Source organism: Ilumatobacter sp. (assembly GCF_041688325.1).
In the GTDB taxonomy this organism is placed as follows: domain Bacteria; phylum Actinomycetota; class Acidimicrobiia; order Acidimicrobiales; family Ilumatobacteraceae; genus Ilumatobacter_A.
On record NZ_JBDNIJ010000065.1, the window covers coordinates 1 to 17,948 of the forward strand.

Here is a 17,948-nt window from a genome sequence, read left to right on the forward strand (position 1 = left end):
TCATCGACACGTCAGGGGAGGAAAGCTTCGTCATGCTCAACGCCTCGCGCCCGCCGTTCGACGACCTGCGCGCCCGCCAAGCGCTGACGCTGGCCACACCGCTCCAGGCGTATCGCGACCTCATCGCCCTTGGTGTTGCGCCCGACGCCAACCAGATGTTCACATTGGACAGCCCCTTCTATGCCCCTGATGTCGTCCAGGCGGGCGACGACCCTGACGCTGCGACACCACTTGTTGCCGACTACTGCGCGGACGTCCCTGACCAGTGTTCTGGTGGCAAGATCGATGTCGAGTTGCAGTGGTTTGGGCCGGCGGTCATCACCACGCGAACGGCAGAGATTCTCGATCAGGGATGGGGCGGACACTTCAATGTCGCCTTCGACGAACTCGCGCAAGACACGCACATTCAAGAGATCGCACTCGGCCAATACGACGCTGCGATTTGGAGGCAGTTCGGTGCGGTCGACCCGTCGCTCGATCGGCTCTTCTTGATCTGTCGAACCATCGACGTCATCTCGTTGAACTTCGCCCGCTACTGCACCGACGAACGCGATGCCCTCATCGCCGAGGCGCAGGCGACGCCTGACGATGCGCGCCGTGCTGAACTTTGGCAGGAGATCACACGACAGACGAACGACGCTGCCACGTACGTGTTCCTCGACCACACGGCATGGGACAACGCATTCCGGGCCGAGGTGCAGGGTGTGTGTAACCGGACTTCTCCTGATGGCTTGCCGTTGCGATGTTCGATCACCGGTGCGACGTGGTTCGATTCGGTGTGGTTCGACCGGAGCTGATTGCCGGCAGTCCCACTCCGGCTCTGTCGGCAGACCACAAACGGTGGAGACTGCGGTCGTGGCTACCACCGACACCGAAATTCTGATTGAGCGCTCCGGCGCCGTCACGACCATCACCTTGCATCGACCCGATGCCCTCAACGCGCTGACGCCAACGATGCTCGTCGCTCTCGACGAAGCGATCGGTGCAGCGATCGATGATCCGACACAACGGGTCGTCGTGCTCACTGGTAGCGGACGAGCCTTCAGTGCGGGCGTTGATCTCAAGGCTCTCGGCGATCGCGAACTTGTCAATGGCGTGGTCGGAGACATTCTCGATATTCCTGCGCGGGCCCTCATCGACAAGCTGGCCAACGGGCCGATCGTGTCGATCGCAAAAGTGAACGGTTTCTGCTTCACCGGGGCGCTCGAGATCGCTTTGGCCTGCGACATCATGGTCGTTGCCGACGAGGCCACGCTGGCTGACACCCACGCCAAATTCGGGTTGCGACCGACGTGGGGGATGAGCCAACGACTCCCCGCGGCGGCGGGCATGACGAAGGCGCGCGAACTGTCGCTGACGGCACGCAACGTACGCGGCCCCGAGGCAGCAGCAATCGGACTCGCCGCTCGGTCAGTTCCACGGGATGAACTCAACGCCGCCGTTGACCAACTCATCGACGTGATCGTTGCCAACAGTAGGGGGTCCCTCGCCGCATACAAAGACCTCTTCCGAGTCGCCGAACAAGAGGGACTGACCGATGGCCTGGCGTACGAAGCGTCGACCGACTACCCGATCGACGACACCAACGAACGCCTCGCGGCGTTCCGTTAGAGCTGGAGCACACTATGGATTTCGGCGTCTGCATCGCCTCCCGCCCGTCCGACATCGACGACGTGGTCGCGGCCGAACGGCTTGGCTTCACACACGCCTGGCTCGCCGACAGCCAGATGATCTGGAGTGACGTCTATGCACTCCTTGCGCTCGCCGCCGACCGGACGTCGACGATCAACATCGGCACAGGCGTCGCAGTCGCCGGAACGCGCATCGCGCCGGTCACCGCAGCAGCGATTGGCACAATCAATGAGCTGGCGCCAGGCCGGACGTTCTGCGGCATTGGCACCGGCAACACGGCAATGCGAATCATGGGCCACAAACCCCAACGAATCGCCGAATTCGACGAGTACCTCCGCGTTCTGACAGCGCTGCTGCGTGGCGAAGAAGTCGACTACACGTTGAACGGTCACACTGCGCCGATCCGCCACCAGATGCCCGAGTATGGGTTCGTGCGGCACGACCCGGTGCCGCCCGTCTACGTGTCTGCGTTCGGGCCGAAGGCACTCGGTCTCGCGGCCAAGTATGGCAACGGCCTCATCACATCGGTGCCACCTGAGCCAGTCGCGGTGCGTGGGATCCGTACAGCGATTGCCGCCGGCCGGGAACAGCACGGACTCTCCACCGACCGACACGCGTTTCCCATTGCGACACTCACGACGATCGCTGTGCTCGAACCTGGTGAGGCGATCGACTCGGATCGTGTGAAGGAACAGGTCGGAGCGTTCGCCATTGCTGCGCTGCACTACAGCTACGAACAGCTCACCCAGTTCGGTCGACGCCCGCCGGCACACCTCTTGCCGATGTGGGACGACTACGTCGCTGCGGTCGAGGCCGTTCCGCAAGAGCGCCGTCATCTGCGGACGCATCTCGGTCACAACTGCTGGGTGATCCCCGAAGAGGAACGGTTCGTCACGAAAGAACTGATCGAACGCGCCTGCTTGGTCGGCACACCAGACGACCTGCGAGCCCGGATCGGTGAACTCGACGCTGCAGGCCTCGATCAGATCGTCATCCTTCCGCCGCTGGCAGCAAAGAACGATGTCGCTGCCGACGTCGCACGAGAGTTGATTGGCCAGGTCTGAGTAGGCCGATTGCAACGCTCCGGCTGCGGTGCCACAGCGCGATTTCTCTAACGTCGCACTCAACACGACGCACGCCATCCCGGCATCTCAAGGAGACCACCTATGTCTGACGCACTGATCATCGACGCCTGCCGCACACCCCGCGGCGTCGGCAAACAGGGCAAGGGCGCATTGGCGCACCTGCACCCGCAACACCTCGCCCGCACGGTCCTTGAAGCAATCCGTGACCGCAACGACCTCGACACTGGCGACGTCGACGACATCATCTGGGGCACGAGCTCGCAGGTCCAGGAGCAGAGCGGCGACCTCGGCCGCATGGCTGCCCTCGACGCCGGGTACGACATCAGAGCCAGCGGCGCGACTCTTGACCGCTTCTGCGGCTCCGGCATCACCACGACGAACTATGCATCGCACGCCGTCATGGCGGGGATGGAAGACGTCGTGATCGCCGGTGGTACCGAGATGATGTCGCTCCCGAAGAAGGGCTTGATGCCCATGGGAGCGAACAACATGCACCTGCAGGAACTGCATCCGCAATCGCATCAGGGTGTGTGCGCCGACGCAATCGCCACGCTCGAAGGCATCTCACGCGAAGCACTCGACGCGCACGCTGCCGACTCGCAGCGCAAGGCCGAGATCGCGATCAAGGAGGGCCGTTTCGACAAGTCGCTCATCGCGGTGTACAACCTCGACGGCACCCTTGCGCTCGACCGCGAAGAGTTTCCGCGGCCTGGCACGACTGCCGAGTCGCTTGCGAAGCTGTCGGCGAGCTTCTCGGCGATTGCCGACTACCGCCACATTGCTGAGGACGGGACAGGTTCAAAGACCTTCCGCGAGCTGATCAACCAGAAGTTCCCCGACCTCGACATCAACCATGTGCATCACGCTGGCAACTCGTCAGGCGTCGTCGACGGTGCAGCGGCGATCCTGATCACCAGCGAGAACTACGCCAGGGCCCACGGCCTGAAGGCCCGAGCACGCGTCGTGGCCACGGCCAACATGGGCGACGATCCCACGCTGATGTTGAACGCCCCGGTGCCTGCAGCGCTGAAGGTTCTGCAAAAGGCTGGCATGACCAAGGACGACATCGACATCTGGGAGATCAACGAAGCGTTCGCTGTGGTTTCCGAGAAGTTCCAGCGCGATCTCGATCTCGATCGCAGCAAGGTCAACGTCAACGGCGGCGCCATGGCGCTCGGTCACCCGATTGGTGCAACCGGTGCGATCCTGATCGGTACGGTGCTCGACGAGCTCGAACGTCAAGACAAGCAGTTTGGCTTGATCACGATGTGTGCTGCCGGTGGGATGGCCCCGGCAATCATCATCGAACGCGTCTAAGCGTCAGGCCTGGTTGGCCAGCGCCGTCACCACTTGTCGTCGCGCTGGCCGACCCGATCGAACTGCTCGCCGAGGAGCACGCCCAACTTGCGGGTCTCACCCTCGCCGAGAACAATCCCGGGGCGTCCGTGTGCGAAGCGATAGTTGCAGATCACCGAGACGTCGCCGCGCTCCCAGTCGATTTTGGTGCCGAACTCGTCGTACACATCGATGAACCGTTGCAACTCGTCGCGGGTGAACTCGCTGTCGTCGCCGTAGGTCATGTGGAGCGGCCGAGCCCCGAACGGGAGATGCTGGACGAGCGGCCACGTGTCGAACCACAGGCCGTGGTCGGCGAGGCTGGAGTACAACATGTTCCGGTCAAGTGTCGGGAAGTACTCGAAGGCCGGGTTGTAGTAGCGGGTCCGCATGAGGCGGTTTTCGCCCCACTCGACGATCAAGCCGAGTTCTTCGGCTTTGGCCTGGGCCACTGCGGCGTCATCGGTTTCGAATGACTTCTGCCAGTGGTTGTAGACGCCGTAGCCGACTTCGCCGATGAAATTCTCGGCGTCGGTGAGGCTGCGGTGGTAGCAGACGCCGAGGTCTTTGAGCTTCTGGCCGAGCGGCGTGGCGAGTATGGCGTCGGTCGAAGCAACGCCGTCGCTCACAAATGTGGCACCGGCGTCAGGGAGCGGGTCGAGGCAGAGAAAACTGATCAGCGACGTGCTCTTGCCGAGGTACGCCATCTCGTGGTGATACGGGAGGCGTGCAACGAGCGGGGCGCCAATCTCATAGACGTTGCCCTCCATCCTGTCGCGGGGGTTGGCGCCGCCCTCGTAGGTCATGTCTTCGCTGACGATGATTTGCGCGAACTGGCGCATGCGGGCTGGGTCGGTGAGACCGGTGTTGCGGAGCAGCACCAGACCGACATCGTCGTAGGTGCGCTGCATCAGCTGAGCGAGCTCGCTGTCAGGCTCGAGGTCAGCATCGTTCATCTCGAACGGCGTGCAGTCGACCTCGTATGCACTGGGTGCGTGGTACGAGGTGCCCGTCCAGAATTTCTGCGGCAACTGGTCGCTGAGCGGCGGCAGTTCGGTGTGTTCTAAGAGCGTCATCGCAGCTACCCAGTTCTTCTTCACGATGTATACACGACAAGATTGGTCAAGATTGTAACCACGCACGGTGAGATCCGCGCAACATGGCAGAAATCAACCGGAGTTGCGGATACCCGTGGCGATGGCGTTGATCGTGAGCTGGATGCCGCGCTGTACAAGTTCGTTGTCGTCGCCGTCGCGGAAACGCCGGAGCAAGTCGACCTGCATGACGTGCAACGGATCGAGGTATGGGTAGCGGTTTCGGAGGCTGCGGGCGAGCAGCGGGTTGTCAGCGAGAGGGTCGGGTGAACCGGTGATCCGCTCGTGCCAACGGCGAGTCAAGGCGTGCTCGGCTTCGATGGCTCCGAAGATGTCGTTGCGCGTCGCATCATCTTCGACGAGAACGTCGGCGTAGCGGCGGCCGATGTCGATGTCGGCCTTCGCGAGCACCATGCCCATGTTGTTCACAATTGCTGTGAAGAACGGCCACTCGGCATACATCTGGACGAAGCGGTCTGCGGCATCTGGGTCGTTCTCTGCGACCAACTCGAATGCAGAGCCAGCACCGAACCATGCCGGGATCATGAGCCTGCATTGCGTCCAGCCGAACACCCAGGGGATTGCACGGAGATCTTCGATGGCCAAGGACTTCTTGCGTGACGCAGGGCGGCTGCCGACGTTGAGCATGGCGATCTCATTGGTTGGCGTGATGGACCGGAAGAAGTCGACGAACCGATCGTCGCCGTAGACGAGTGCGCGATAGGCGTCGTAGGCGGCGTCAGCGAGTTGTTGCATCGTCGCGGTGAAATCATTGTTCGGCGCGCCCAACTGTTCAGCGTCGAGGCACGACGACTCGATGGTGGCCGACAGCAATGTCTCGAGGTTGCGGCGGGCGAGGGCCGGGGTGGCGTACTTGGCAGCAACCATTTCGCCCTGCTCGGTAAGGCGAATCGCACGATCGACGGAGCCGGCCGGTTGGGCGAGAATTGCCTGGTATGCGGGGCCGCCGCCGCGACCAACGGTGCCACCGCGGCCGTGGAACAGACGGAGTCGGATGCCGGCGTCGTCGGCGGCTTCGACCAGCGCGGCCTGCGCGGCGAAGAGGTTCCACTGCGACGACAGGTAGCCGCCGTCTTTGTTCGAGTCGGAGTAACCGATCATCACCTCCTGTCGATCCCCACGGGACGCAACGAGTTGGTTGTAGACGGGGTTTGCCAGCATGGCGGTCAACGTCTCGGCCGAGTTCGCGAGGTCGCCGATGGTCTCGAAGAGCGGCACAATGTCGAGCTGAGCGCTGGCCGGACGGGTGCCCGTGCTCGATGTAGATGCAGGTTCAACGAGGCCGACTTCCTTCAGGAGCACGGCCACTTCGAGCACATCGCTGACCGTTTCGGCCATCGAGATCACGTAGTGCGGGATGGAGCGCTTGCCGACACGTGCGACCGAGCGGGCAGCTTCGTCGAGTACGTCGAGTTCGCCGATGGTCTGCTCGTCGTAGGCCGCGTTTGGGTGGCGCAGCAGGCGAGGCGAATCGAGTTCAGTGGTGAGCAATTGGACGCGCTCGGCCTCGTCGAGTGCGAGGTAGTTGGGGTGGACGTTGGCGTTCGCCAACAGGTCGGCAACGACGACTTCGTGGACTGCGGAGTTTTGGCGCATATCGAGGCCGCAGAGGTGGGCGCCGAAGATGGCAACGGCGCGGCGGGCTGGCTCGACCATGGCGTCGGCGAGGTCGCCTGCGCCGTGCGATCGCAAGGATTCCTCGACGACGCCGAGGTCGGTCTGTAGTTCCTCGATCGCCGTGTAGGCCGGGCGGGGGATGTCGGGAACCGGGCCGGGAACATCGTCGATGTCTGGGTCGATCGCAGTGACAGCGAAGGCGTGGAGGCGCGCGTGTATGCCGCGCAGCGCTCGCCGGTACGGCTCGTCAGCGCGGAACGGAGAGTCGTCGCACGACGCGTCAGCGAGGGCGAGGAGCTCGTCAGTTGGTGTGATGAGGCGAGCCGACAATGACAGGTCACGGCTCAAGCGGTACACGGTGGACAGGTGGCGCTCGAGCGCAACGTGAGTTTGGCGCCCGATGGCGAGCCGCATCACATCGGCGGTGACGAACGGGTTGCCGTCGCGGTCACCGCCGATCCATGACCCCATGCTGATCGCCTTGGAGGCGTCGACGTTGTTCGCTCCGAAGCGGGCAGCGGCGACAGCTTCCAGATCGCTGGCGAGAGCGGGAACCGTCTCGAACAGGCTCGCCGGGTAATAGCGGAGCGCTTCGTTGATTTCGTCGCGGACGCGCAGCTTGGAGAGTCGCAAGATGGCGGTCTGCCAGAGCGTCAGGATGTTGGTGTGCAGCGCCTTGTCGATGTCATCGGTCGTTGGATCGTCTGCGTCGTGGCTGCTGCGCTCGTTGAGGAGTTCGGCAACGACACGGAGCACGTCAAGAATCGTCTGGCGTCGGACCTCGGTGGGGTGTGCGGTGATGACGGGGGAGACCTGGAGTTCGCCGAGCACTTCGGCGACACGCGCGTCGGAGACATCGGGCCGAGCGAGCCGCTCGAACGTGGCGTCGAGGCTGCCGGGCTGGGGGCTGCTGCGTGCAACCCGGTGAAACCGACGACGCCGTTCGACGTGTACGTCTTCTGCGGTGTTGGCCAGCAGCGAGAGCCAATCGAATGCCCGGATTACGTTGAGCTGCTCTTCGATCGGCTGACCGCTCAGCGCATCACGAAGCGCCTCGACGGCACTGTGGCCCTCCCGTCGGCCGTTGACGGCAAGCTGTCGAACGGACTCGATGCGCTCAAAGGTTTTCTCGCCGGCCTGCCCGTGGACGATCTCGCCGAGCAAGCGGCCCAGGAGACGGATGTCTTCACTCAGTTCGTCGCGGCTCGATGCATCGAGGTCGCTGGGGATTGAGGAGTCGATGGGCGTTGTCTCGGACACAAGGGTCAGTCAAGCACCGTATCTTGCGCGATATCGGCCAGACTGCGCTCATGCGCGTCGTGTTCGCCACCGCCGAACTTTCTCCGGTCGCCACCGTTGGTGGGCTTGCCGCAGCGGCCGCTGGCCTCAGTGCCGAACTCCGTCGGCTTGGTGTCAACGTCGATCTCGTGATGCCCGACTACGGCGGCATCAGCCTGATCGATGAGACCGTCACGACCCTCGATGTGCCTGCCTGGGTGGGTGCAGCGTTGGTGCGGAGCGGGCGCCATCCCGAGGTCGGCCCACTGCACTTGATCAGTGTGCCCGGCATGGCCCGTTCGCATCCGTACCTCGACGCCGACGGCCGCGGCTGGGTCGACAACGACGAACGGTTCTTCAGGTTCTCCCGCGCGATCGCTGCATTTGTCGAGGCTGATCCGCCCGACATCCTCCATCTCAACGACTGGCACACGGGGGCTGCGTTGGCGGCCCTCGAATCGCCGCCACCGACTGTCGTGTCGATCCATAACCTCGCTTACCAGGGGGTTGCCGGGCCTGAATGGCTCGACGTGATCGGCCCGAACGCCGAACACTACGAATGGTGGGGCGATACGAACCCACTGTCTGGGGCCCTTGCGCTTGCCGACCGCATCGTTGCTGTGTCACCGCATTACGTCACCGAGATCACGACACCCGAGGGCGGGTTTGGGCTCGACGCGGCGCTCCGTGCCCGCGGCGATGCGCTCGTTGGGATTCTCAACGGCATCGACACCGACGTCTGGAATCCGGCAGATAATCCTTTGCTCGTCCAGAACTTTGATGCCAAGACACTCACTCAGCGGCCGGCCAACCGGACAGCGCTGCTCGAACGGCTCGGTCTGCCCGACGACGACGTTCCTCTCGCCACGATCGTCACCCGCCTGACTCATCAGAAGGGCGTCGATCTCATTACGCCGCTCATCCCGCTGCTCGCTGACATTCCCATGCGGCTCGGCATTCTCGGATCAGGCGATGCCGCACTTGCCGCCGAACTCCACCGTCTCGTCGCCGCGCACCCGGAACATCTGGCTTTCGTCGAGGGATACGACGAGGCGCTGTCGCAGCAGATGTTCGCCGGCGGCGACCTGTTCCTCATGCCGAGCCGTTTCGAGCCGTGCGGGCTGACACAGATGCAGGCAATGCGTTACGGGGCGATTCCGGTCGTCACAGCCGTCGGTGGCCTCGTCGATACGGTCCCTGATGTTGACGCCGCTGAGCGTTCCGACAGACCGACTGCCGGCCGTGGCTTCGTGGCCCGCTCTGGCGAGCCGACCGACTTGCTGGCCGCGATGTTCCGTGCCGGGCGACGCGTGACGGACAGGCGTCGACGGGCGGCGCTGCAGAAGCGGATCATGACGGTCGACTGGTCGTGGCGTGAACCGGCCAAGCGGTACCGCGACCTGTACGTCGAGCTGCAGCGCTAAGAAGTCCCTCACCACCTGTTCGGACGCACCCGGCTCGGGTACGTTGGAGAGCGATGCCTGCTGAACCGACCGTGCTCGTAATCGTCCTCGCCGGCGGTGAAGGAAAACGCTTGCAACCGCTCACGAACGACCGTGCCAAGCCGGCTGTTCCGTTCGCCGGCACGTACCGCATGATTGACTTCGCGCTGTCGAACTTCGCCAACGCCGGCTATCGCAAGATCGTCGTTCTCACGCAGTACAAGAGCCACAGCCTCGACCGTCACATCTCGATGACCTGGCGGTTCTCGACGCTGCTCGGCGACTACGTCACGCCCGTGCCAGCACAGATGCGCCGCGGCCCGTACTGGTTCCAGGGTTCAGCAGATGCGATTTATCAGAACCTCAACCTGATCAACGACGAAAAGCCCGACATCGTCTGTGTGTTCGGCGCTGACCACATCTACCGGATGGATCCGCGCCAGATGGTCGACGAACACATGGCGAACAATGCCGGTGTCACCGTTGCGGCCATCCCTGTTCCTAAGCGCGAGGCCGTCGACTTCGGCGTGATCGAATCTGACGCTGACGGCAAGATCATTGCCTTCCACGAAAAGTCCGCCAACCCGCCGACCATGCCGGGTAACGATGAAATGTGTCTGGCGAGCATGGGGAACTATGTGTTCGATCGAGAGACGCTGATCGACATCGTCACACCGAAGGACGGCGAGATGAACGACCTCGGCGGCGATGTGATCCCTGCGCTCACGGCGTCTGGGCAAGCCCGCGTGTACGACTTCTCAAAGAACGACGTGCCCGGTCAAGATGAGCGCGAACGTGGGTACTGGCGTGATGTCGGAACGCTCGATGCGTTCTACGACGCCAACATGGACCTCATCGCACCGGTGCCGGTGTTCAACCTCTACAACAACAAGTGGCCGGTGTTCACCGGTCGTCAGGCGCTGCCGCCGGCCAAAGTGTCCCGTGGACGTGGTGGCGAGCCGGCATTTGTCGACGGCAGCTTGATATGTCAGGGGTCGATCGTGTCGGGTGGACATGTCGAGAACTCGATCATCGGGCCCGGCTCGTTCGTCGACCATGACGCCCACGTCACCGACTCGATCTTGTTCCCTGGTGTCACGATTGGGCCGGGTGCTCGGCTGCATCGGTGCATCGTCGACAAGAACGTGAACGTTCCCGAGTTCACCCGCATCGGTTTTGACGCCGAGCAAGACGCAAAGCAGTTCACCATCAGTGACAACGGCATCGTCGTGATCGCCAAGGATCAGAAGATCAAGTAGCGGAACTAGCCGGCCAGCAACTGCTGCGGCGTTGCGTTGCGATCGCCACCGAACGGCAGTGCTACCGGCTGGTGACGGCCTGCCGAGGCAGCGGCCGCAACGATCACCTCGAGCACGCCGCGTCCGAAGGCCAGCGTGAAGGCGTAGGGGAGCGTTCCCGCATCGAACGCGGCGGCGATGGTCTTGAGCATCGCGACCACACCGGTTTCGTGGAGCGGGCGGTGCTGCTCGTCAGCGACGTTCGCGGCCAGAAGCCGAACCCGCTCGCCGTTGAACTCGAGCGACTGGCGCGGATCGGTCTCGGAGCGCAGCACACCCGCCTCGCCGGCCAACTGGAACTCCTGGCTGGTCACCAACTCCGACTGCCAGTCGGCGTGCACATGAGCAGTGAGCCCGCCGACGAATTCGATCGCCACGTCAGCAGCGTCGTCGAGTCCGTTCGCATCGAGCCCGACGGATGCGGTGACCGACTGCGGCGCGCCCATCCCGACGAGCCGGGCGACGAGCATCGTGAGCGCGATCTGGTCGTGCGCCGAGGAGAGCAGCACGCCGCCGCCCGACAGTGACGCCTCTGCGGGTGGGGCTGGACGAGTGGACCTCGACGAGAGGTTCGTGACAGCACCTACCAATGGAGCCCGTCGCAGCAGTTCTTGGACGGCTGCCGTTGTGATCAGGGGCCACCCGAACGAGCGTCGGCCGCCAGCATCTACCGACGCGTCAGCAAGTGCAAGCGTCAATGCAAGGGGCGCAGGCACCACGACGTCGACGCCCGCACCTTCGGAGCGGATGTCCCAGCCGAGCAGTTCGGCACCGGCCATGTAGGCCTGCGCGGCTGCCGACTCACCGGAGATGCCGAGTGATCGGCGGGCCACGGAGCGTTACTTGCCAGCGAGTTGGGCGACGACCGGAGCGAAGGCCTCGAGTTCGTCTGGGCCGACGATCACGTAGCTGAAGCCGTACTGCTCGCGGCGGGCGACAATGTCTTCGGCGATCTTCGACGGGCTGCCGATCAGAGCGAACGGCGAGTTTTCGATCATCTGCTCTTCGACACCAATCAAGCTGGCCATACCGGTGACCTGTCCAGCGCGATCGTCGGTGACACTGACGAAGAAGGCACGAATGTTCATTTCGATGTGATCGAGCCGACCAGCTGCTTCGGCCGCAGCGGCGACGATCGCGACCTTTTCGGCGATCACTTCGCCAGTCATCGTCGAGATGGCATCTGGGCCGATCACGCCGGCGTGGAGTGAGCCGTTGACGCCGACGATGTCAGCCTCGCGGGCCGCGATTTTCAGTACACGTGGCCCGCCACCGCCAATGATCACGGGCGGGCACTTACCACCGACCGGCTTCGGGAAACCGTTGTAGTTGGAGATCGTGTAGTGCTCACCTTCGAAGGAAAATGGGTCGGGACCCATTGCCGACTTGATGATGTGGAGGCCTTCAAGGAAACGGTCGATGCGCACGCCAGGCCGGTCGTACTGCATGCCAGCCTGCTCATAGTCGGAGATCATCCAACCGGCGCCGAGGCCGACTTCGACACGGCCGTTCGAGAGCACGTCCATCGTTGCGAGTTCTTTGGCGAGCACAACCGGGTGCTTGTAGTCGTTGTCAAACACGAGCGCGCTGGCCTTCAGCGTGGTCGTGACATCGAGAATTGCCTGCAGTGCTGGGACCGGTGCGAGCTGATCGCCGAAGTGATCGGGCATCGTGGCGACGTCGTAGCCGAGTGATTCGACCATCCTTGCCTGCTCGGTCCAGTCGGCACCGGTGGCGGCGTTTGAGAGCTGGACGCCGAAGCGGAAGGGCTTGGTGGGGAAGCGAGAGGTCACGGAATGAAAGGTAGCGGCAGCGTGACCCTCGCCGGGTGGCCGGAATCAGTAAGTCAGCAGCACTACTGTCGACCCACTGTGCGCATCACCGGCTGGCTTCCTCGTCTGTTTGCGATCATCGCAGCGGGTGCGCTGCTGATCACTGCCGTTGTGGTCGCCGTTGCTCCGCGGATCTGGCACATCGCGAACGCTCACGATGAGCTCCCGGTGGTCCTGCCCGAGTTCGAGGGACTCGCCCAGCGCACCTACGTGTACGACGTCAACGGTGAGGAGATCGCCGTCTACGAGCTGGAGAACAGCCAGCCGATCAAGTACGCGGACGTACCACTGCAAGTCGTCCAAGCGTTCCTCATCGTCGAAGACAAGGAGTTCTTCAACCATGACGGCGTCAACGTCCGCTCACTCGTCCGGGCCACGCTGTCAAACTTCGCAAGTGACTCACCGCAGCAGGGTGCATCGACCATCACCATGCAGGTGGTCAAGAATGACTTCCTCGCCGGCCTCGAACGCGACGGCCGTTACAAGCTGCTCCAGGCGCACTACGCACGGATGCTGGAGAAAGAGCTCACGAAGGAGCAGATCCTCGAGCGCTACCTGAACACCGTCTTCTTCGGAAACAACGCGTACGGCATCCAGGCTGCAGCTGAGACCTACTTCGGCAAGACCACCGGCGAACTGTCCTTCATCGAATCCGCATTCCTTGCCGGCTTGGTCCGCTCACCGTCGGGCTTCGACCCGATCAACGAGCCGGAACGGAGCCGTGCACGCTGGCTGCAGGTTACTGACCGCCTCGTCACCGAAGAGATCCTCACTGAGGACCAGCGCGGGGTCGTCCTCGACACCTTCGCCATCCCCACCCGGGTGAAGACGATCCCCACTCGCTCGAACGACCGCTCGTACTTCACTGAGGCGCTACGCGACTATCTGCTCAACAAGTCAACGATTCTCGGAGCCACGCTGCAGGATCGCTACAACCAGCTGTTCCGGGGTGGCCTGCGGATCTACACGACGCTCGACTCGAATTTGCAGTTGCTTGCCGAAGACGCGCACGACGTGCTGCCGGCAACAGGCGGACGGTTCGAGAACGCAATCGTGTCGCTCGACTCCACTTCGGGAGCGATCCGTGCGATGGTCGGCGGGTCCGGCTTCGTGCCCAACGAGCGCGAGGTCAACATGGCCCTTGCTCCACGCCAGACCGGGTCGAGTATCAAGTTCCTCATCCTCGCTGCAGCGGTGCAGGCTGGCGCACAGGCAGGCGACATCATCGACGGCGTACGAGGCTGCCGATTCGACAACCCCGGCGGAGAAGAACCGTTCTTTCAAATCAACGGCGGTATTGCAGGAAGCGTCACCAACCTGGCCCAGCAAACCTGGTCGTCGGTGAACTGTGCGTTCGCTCGCCTTTCACAGATTGTTGGCCTCAACCGGATGGTCGACACCGTGTACCGGGCCGCCACGTCGCCCTACCTCTACACCGGCCAACCTGAGAGTGAACGCCTGCCGATTAAGCCCTTCTTGAGCTTCGCAACGGGTGCTAACGAGCTCAGCCCGCTCGACATGGCAGCCGGCATCCAGACCGTTGCCAACGAGGGCGTGCACAAGCAGCCCTACTACGTCGACTACATCACCGACGCTGACGGTGTCCGCACCTACACGCACTTCGACCCGGGTTCGAAGGTCTTCGACCAGGACAAGGCACTGCTCACCATCGACATCTTGAAGGGCGTCTTGCGTAGCGGTACCGCCCGCCGCCACTCGCTTGCCAACGACCGCGCGGCGTTTGGTAAGACCGGCACGCAGCAGGACAACACCAACGCCTGGTTTGTCGGTGGCACCAAGCAACTCTCCACTGCTGTGTGGGTCGGCGACCCGGATGCCTACACCCCGATGGTTGGGATCGAGGAGTTCCTTGCACGAGGTGTCAACCGGGTCCAGGGCGGTCTTTTCCCGGCTGAGATCTGGAAGGCGTTCATGGATCCGGCGCACGCCTTTCTGCCGCTCCTCGATTGGGACGAACCACCGGCGCCCAAGCGTCCCAACGCCCGTCTCTTCCTGCCGGGCAACGAGTGTCTCATCGAGGTTGTCGGCTTCGAAGTTGTCGAGTCGGAGGTCGATCCTGACGCGCCCGCGACCACACCGCCGCTGGAGGATGCCTCGCCGACTCAAACGGTGCCAGCGGAAACCATCCCGATCGTCGAGGCGGTTGAGGTTGGTACGACGATTCCGCCAGACATTCTCGATCCAAATTCACCGCTACCGACGATCGAAGAGTTGGCGATCCTCGGCCCTTGCCTCTGATTGGTTGCCGAGCTGGCACAATGGCTTGAGATGACCGACGACGCTGACACTGCCGAGAACGCCGAGCCTGCCGCCCCCGCCGACGTCTCGTTGGCGAGCCAGCTCTTGACGTTGCAACGGATCGACACCGAAGCCGATCAGCTCGCTGTGCGGCGGAAGCGGTTGCCTGAGCGCGACGACTTGGCGACTCGCACCGACCAAATGACCGCGTGGGAGAAACGCCGCACGCAGCTCGTGCAGCGCCTTGCCGAGTTGGCGACGGTGATCGAATCTGCCGAGGCAGCGAACGCCGAACTCACCTCCCATCGGCAGCGGCTCGAAGCGCAGATGAAGACGGTCATCGCTCCCCGCGAGGCCGAAGCGCTGATGCACGAGATCGAAACGATCAACGTCAAGCGCGACGAACTCGACGACAAAGAACTCGCTGCGCTTGAAGAGCAAGCCGCGCTGGACGACGACCTCACTGCCCACCTCGGTACCGAGGAATCCCTCCGGACCGCACTGCGATCCTCCGATGAGGCACTGGCACGTGTCTGCGACGACATCGACGCCGAACTGGCTGGCCTCGTCGACCAGCGCATCGCAGCATTCGAGCCGCTCGATTCCAACGTCACCTCGCACTACGATGCCGTGCGTTCAGCGGTGGGGGTCGCCGTTGCCGAATTGAAGGGCCATCGCTGCGAGGGTTGCCACCTCGACCTGTCCGCTGCCGAGGTCGACACGGCCAAGGAAGAGGCTGCCGAGTCGGGCTACACCGACTGCCCGCAGTGCGGCCGTCTGCTCATCGTCTGACATGTTTTTCTGGTTCATCGGCACCGCCGTGTTGGCGGTCGGCTACGTCTTTCGCGATCCACGTTTCGACTACCGGCTGCTTGTCGTCGGGTCGCTCCTGCCACTCCTCGACGGCCTGTTCGGTGGGGCCCGTGCACTGCACAGCATCACGGTGAGCGTTGTCCTGCTGGCGGTGTTGATGCTGGCCACGTCGGGTCGCAAGCCGATCCGCAAGATGCTCCTCGGTTTACCGATCGGCATGTTCTTGCATCTCGTCTTCGACGGGGCGTGGAACAACACCGATGTGTTCTGGTGGCCGTTCACTGGGCTGAGCTTTGGTGACGATCCGTGGCCGGTTACTGACCGTGGTCTGACAAGCGTGCTCCTCGAACTGGTCGGTCTCGGCCTGTGCACTTGGATCTGGCGCAACAACAAGCTGGGCACTCCCGAGAGTCGGCGGCGATTTATGGAGAACGGACTACTGTCCGCAGTGCCTGGACACTGACGGGCTGTGCCAAACTCCTGACGTGCTGATTCTCGTCCGACATGGCCGCACGGCGGCGAACAAGGCCGGCCAACTGCAAGGGCGCCTTGATCAGGATCTCGACGAGGTCGGCGTACAGCAGGCCGTCGCGGTGGCAGCGATGGTGCTTGGCGCCGGGCAGGTCGACGCCGTCATAGCGAGCCCCTTGCAGCGTGCGCAGCAGACCGCAGAGGCGTTCGGATTGCCGGTGGAAACAGACGAGCGATTCATCGAGTTGTCGTACGGCAAGTACGAAGGTGTGAAGCACGCCGACGTCCCGTCCGAGGTCTGGAACAACTGGCGCAAGGACTTCGCCTACGTGCCGCAGGGAGGCGAGTCGCTTGCCACACTCGACGAGCGCGTCCGTGCCGCATGTAACGATTTGGTCGAGCGGGCTTCGATGTCGAACATTGTCGTGGTCAGCCACGTGTCACCGATGAAGTCGGCAGTGGCGTGGGCGCTCGGTGTCGACATCGGCATCTCGTGGACCTGCCACCTCGACCATGCGTCGGTGTGCCGCATCAACTTCCGTGACGGCAGCCCGATCCTGCACACCTTCAACGAGACTGCTCCAACGGGTCCGTCTACGTGACTGAATGGGTGATGATTGCTGAGTAGACCCCGGTGGTCGTTCCACCTGGGACAAAGACGCTGATGGTCGGATTCCATGTTGCGGAGTTGTGACCGGTGATGGCAGTCGCTGTCACGACAGGCGAGACGACAGTGAGGTCGGGGGGATCATTGGCCGTGTATGTGGCGGTGCCGACTTTGGTGATCGTGCCAGCGGAGTATCCGACGTTGCTGGCCGCGATGGTCGAACCAGTGGACGTGAACGCTGTGGAGACGGCGGAGGCAACCCAACCAGTGGTAGCGCTGCGCGTATCGGTGACCTGCACCTCACCGAGTTGGCCGCTGATGGTCGATCCGCCGGCTGTGTTTGCCGCGGATCCGAGACTTCCTGCATCAGACGGCACGGTGATGGAGAGTGCCCCAGGGCTGGTGCAGCCAGGTTTGTTAAACACGTTGTTGTCGAGCGTGACCGCGCCGTTGCGAGCGAGGGTTCGGCCGTGCACGGAGGCGCTGGTCCCGACCGTGATCGAGACCAGTGCCAAGATGTTTCCGACGAACGTCGAGCTGACGCCGAGGGTGGCCGAGCTACCGACTTGCCAGAAGACGTTGCACGCCAAGGCTCCTCCGGTGAGGGCGATGGAGCTGGCGACACTCGTGGTCAGAGTCGAGTCGGTCTGGAAGATGAACACGGCGTTGGGGTTGCCTTGGCCGTCGAGGATAAGTTGTCCTGACAGGCTGAGCGGTGCCTTCGCAGTCGCTGCGTAGACGCCAGGAACAAGTGTCTGGCCCACGAGATCAGAATTGCCCAGCGTTACCTCAACTGAGCGGCTCGCGGCGTCGACGTACGCGGTCGTCAGGTCCGACTGGGCTTGCAGTGTCGTTGCGTTGGCAGCTTCGATCGTTCCCGGAGCCAACACCACACCTGGTGGGAAGCCGGTTATCGCTGTTCCCGGCGAGAGGCCGACGCTTTGGCCGAGAACGCTGGAGCCCGTGTTGGTCACCGTTGAGGCGCCGAGCACCGAGTAGCTGTCGGCGGTTCCCATCGCCACCGCTGGCACAATTCCTGCTTCGGCGGGTCGATCGATCGCGAACAACAGGCCGGCGCCGACAGCGAGCACAGTTGCAAACGTGGCGGTTTTGGAGCGGCAAAAAGTTCTGAACGTTTGCATGCAGATGTCCTTGATTGCCGCG

15 protein-coding genes are annotated in these 17,948 nt (G+C 63.2%); 10 read left to right on the plus strand and 5 right to left on the minus strand.

All coding sequences use genetic code 11. The features are described from left to right. From ACH2EI_RS04685 to ACH2EI_RS04700, 4 genes are all read left to right on the plus strand, one after another. Positions 1-797: ABC transporter substrate-binding protein (locus tag ACH2EI_RS04685; protein ID WP_395159272.1), on the plus strand; the 797-nt coding region annotated here is incomplete at its 5' end. A 58-nt stretch (positions 798-855) separates the two neighbouring features. Beyond that, positions 856-1,611 carry an enoyl-CoA hydratase/isomerase family protein gene (locus ACH2EI_RS04690; protein ID WP_395154828.1) on the plus strand — a complete coding sequence of 252 codons (756 nt, stop codon included), beginning with the start codon at positions 856-858 and terminating at the stop codon, positions 1,609-1,611. A gap of 14 nt (positions 1,612-1,625) precedes the next feature. Then, a complete protein-coding gene (locus ACH2EI_RS04695; protein WP_395154827.1) occupies positions 1,626-2,696 on the plus strand; it encodes an LLM class flavin-dependent oxidoreductase in 1,071 nt (356 codons plus the stop codon). Between the two features lie 102 nt (positions 2,697-2,798). Continuing rightward, positions 2,799-4,034, plus strand: a complete 1,236-nt coding sequence (locus tag ACH2EI_RS04700) for an acetyl-CoA C-acetyltransferase (RefSeq protein WP_395154826.1) — start codon at positions 2,799-2,801, stop codon at positions 4,032-4,034. Positions 4,035-4,060: 26 nt separating this feature from the next. On the opposite strand, the gene ACH2EI_RS04705 is transcribed toward ACH2EI_RS04700, so the two are convergent. Both ACH2EI_RS04705 and ppc read right to left on the minus strand, forming a co-directional pair. After that, positions 4,061-5,128, minus strand: a complete 1,068-nt coding sequence (locus ACH2EI_RS04705) for a TauD/TfdA family dioxygenase (protein WP_395154825.1) — start codon at positions 5,126-5,128, stop codon at positions 4,061-4,063. A gap of 93 nt (positions 5,129-5,221) precedes the next feature. Beyond that, on the minus strand, positions 5,222-8,044 hold the full coding sequence (ppc, locus tag ACH2EI_RS04710) for a phosphoenolpyruvate carboxylase (RefSeq protein ID WP_395159274.1): 2,823 nt from the start codon (positions 8,042-8,044) through the stop codon (positions 5,222-5,224). Between the two features lie 23 nt (positions 8,045-8,067). Here ppc and ACH2EI_RS04715 point away from each other — a divergent pair, with 23 nt between their 5' ends. Together ACH2EI_RS04715 and glgC are read left to right on the plus strand one after the other, a co-directional pair. Beyond that, positions 8,068-9,486, plus strand: a complete 1,419-nt coding sequence (locus tag ACH2EI_RS04715) for a glycogen synthase (protein WP_395159276.1) — start codon at positions 8,068-8,070, stop codon at positions 9,484-9,486. A 53-nt stretch (positions 9,487-9,539) separates the two neighbouring features. Then, positions 9,540-10,763 carry a glucose-1-phosphate adenylyltransferase gene (gene glgC / locus ACH2EI_RS04720; protein ID WP_395154823.1) on the plus strand — a complete coding sequence of 408 codons (1,224 nt, stop codon included), beginning with the start codon at positions 9,540-9,542 and terminating at the stop codon, positions 10,761-10,763. 5 nt (positions 10,764-10,768) lie between these two features. Here the strand turns inward: glgC and ACH2EI_RS04725 are convergent, their stop codons facing one another. Beyond that, the gene (locus ACH2EI_RS04725; RefSeq protein ID WP_395154822.1) at positions 10,769-11,635 is read right to left on the minus strand and encodes a hypothetical protein; all 867 of its coding nucleotides are present in this window, start codon (positions 11,633-11,635) and stop codon (positions 10,769-10,771) included. A gap of 6 nt (positions 11,636-11,641) precedes the next feature. Further along, entirely contained in the window at positions 11,642-12,595 is a 954-nt protein-coding gene (locus ACH2EI_RS04730; RefSeq protein ID WP_395154821.1) for a TIGR03621 family F420-dependent LLM class oxidoreductase, read from the minus strand. 78 nt (positions 12,596-12,673) lie between these two features. On the opposite strand from ACH2EI_RS04730, the gene ACH2EI_RS04735 reads away from it, so the two are divergent. The 4 genes from ACH2EI_RS04735 to ACH2EI_RS04750 are packed head-to-tail and all read left to right on the plus strand — an operon-like array spanning position 12,674 to position 16,779. Continuing rightward, entirely contained in the window at positions 12,674-14,893 is a 2,220-nt protein-coding gene (locus ACH2EI_RS04735; RefSeq protein ID WP_395159278.1) for a transglycosylase domain-containing protein, read from the plus strand. Positions 14,894-14,923: 30 nt separating this feature from the next. After that, a complete protein-coding gene (locus tag ACH2EI_RS04740) occupies positions 14,924-15,685 on the plus strand; it encodes a zinc ribbon domain-containing protein (RefSeq protein ID WP_395159280.1) in 762 nt (253 codons plus the stop codon). Position 15,686: 1 nt separating this feature from the next. Then, complete coding sequence (locus ACH2EI_RS04745) at positions 15,687-16,169, plus strand: hypothetical protein (RefSeq protein WP_395159282.1); 483 nt, start codon at positions 15,687-15,689, stop codon at positions 16,167-16,169. A gap of 22 nt (positions 16,170-16,191) precedes the next feature. Continuing rightward, the gene (locus ACH2EI_RS04750; RefSeq protein WP_395159284.1) at positions 16,192-16,779 is read left to right on the plus strand and encodes a histidine phosphatase family protein; all 588 of its coding nucleotides are present in this window, start codon (positions 16,192-16,194) and stop codon (positions 16,777-16,779) included. Here the strand turns inward: ACH2EI_RS04750 and ACH2EI_RS04755 are convergent. Next, a complete protein-coding gene (locus ACH2EI_RS04755; RefSeq protein WP_395159286.1) occupies positions 16,772-17,926 on the minus strand; it encodes an ice-binding family protein in 1,155 nt (384 codons plus the stop codon). The genes ACH2EI_RS04750 and ACH2EI_RS04755 overlap by 8 nt on opposite strands. Positions 17,927-17,948: the final 22 nt, after the last annotated feature.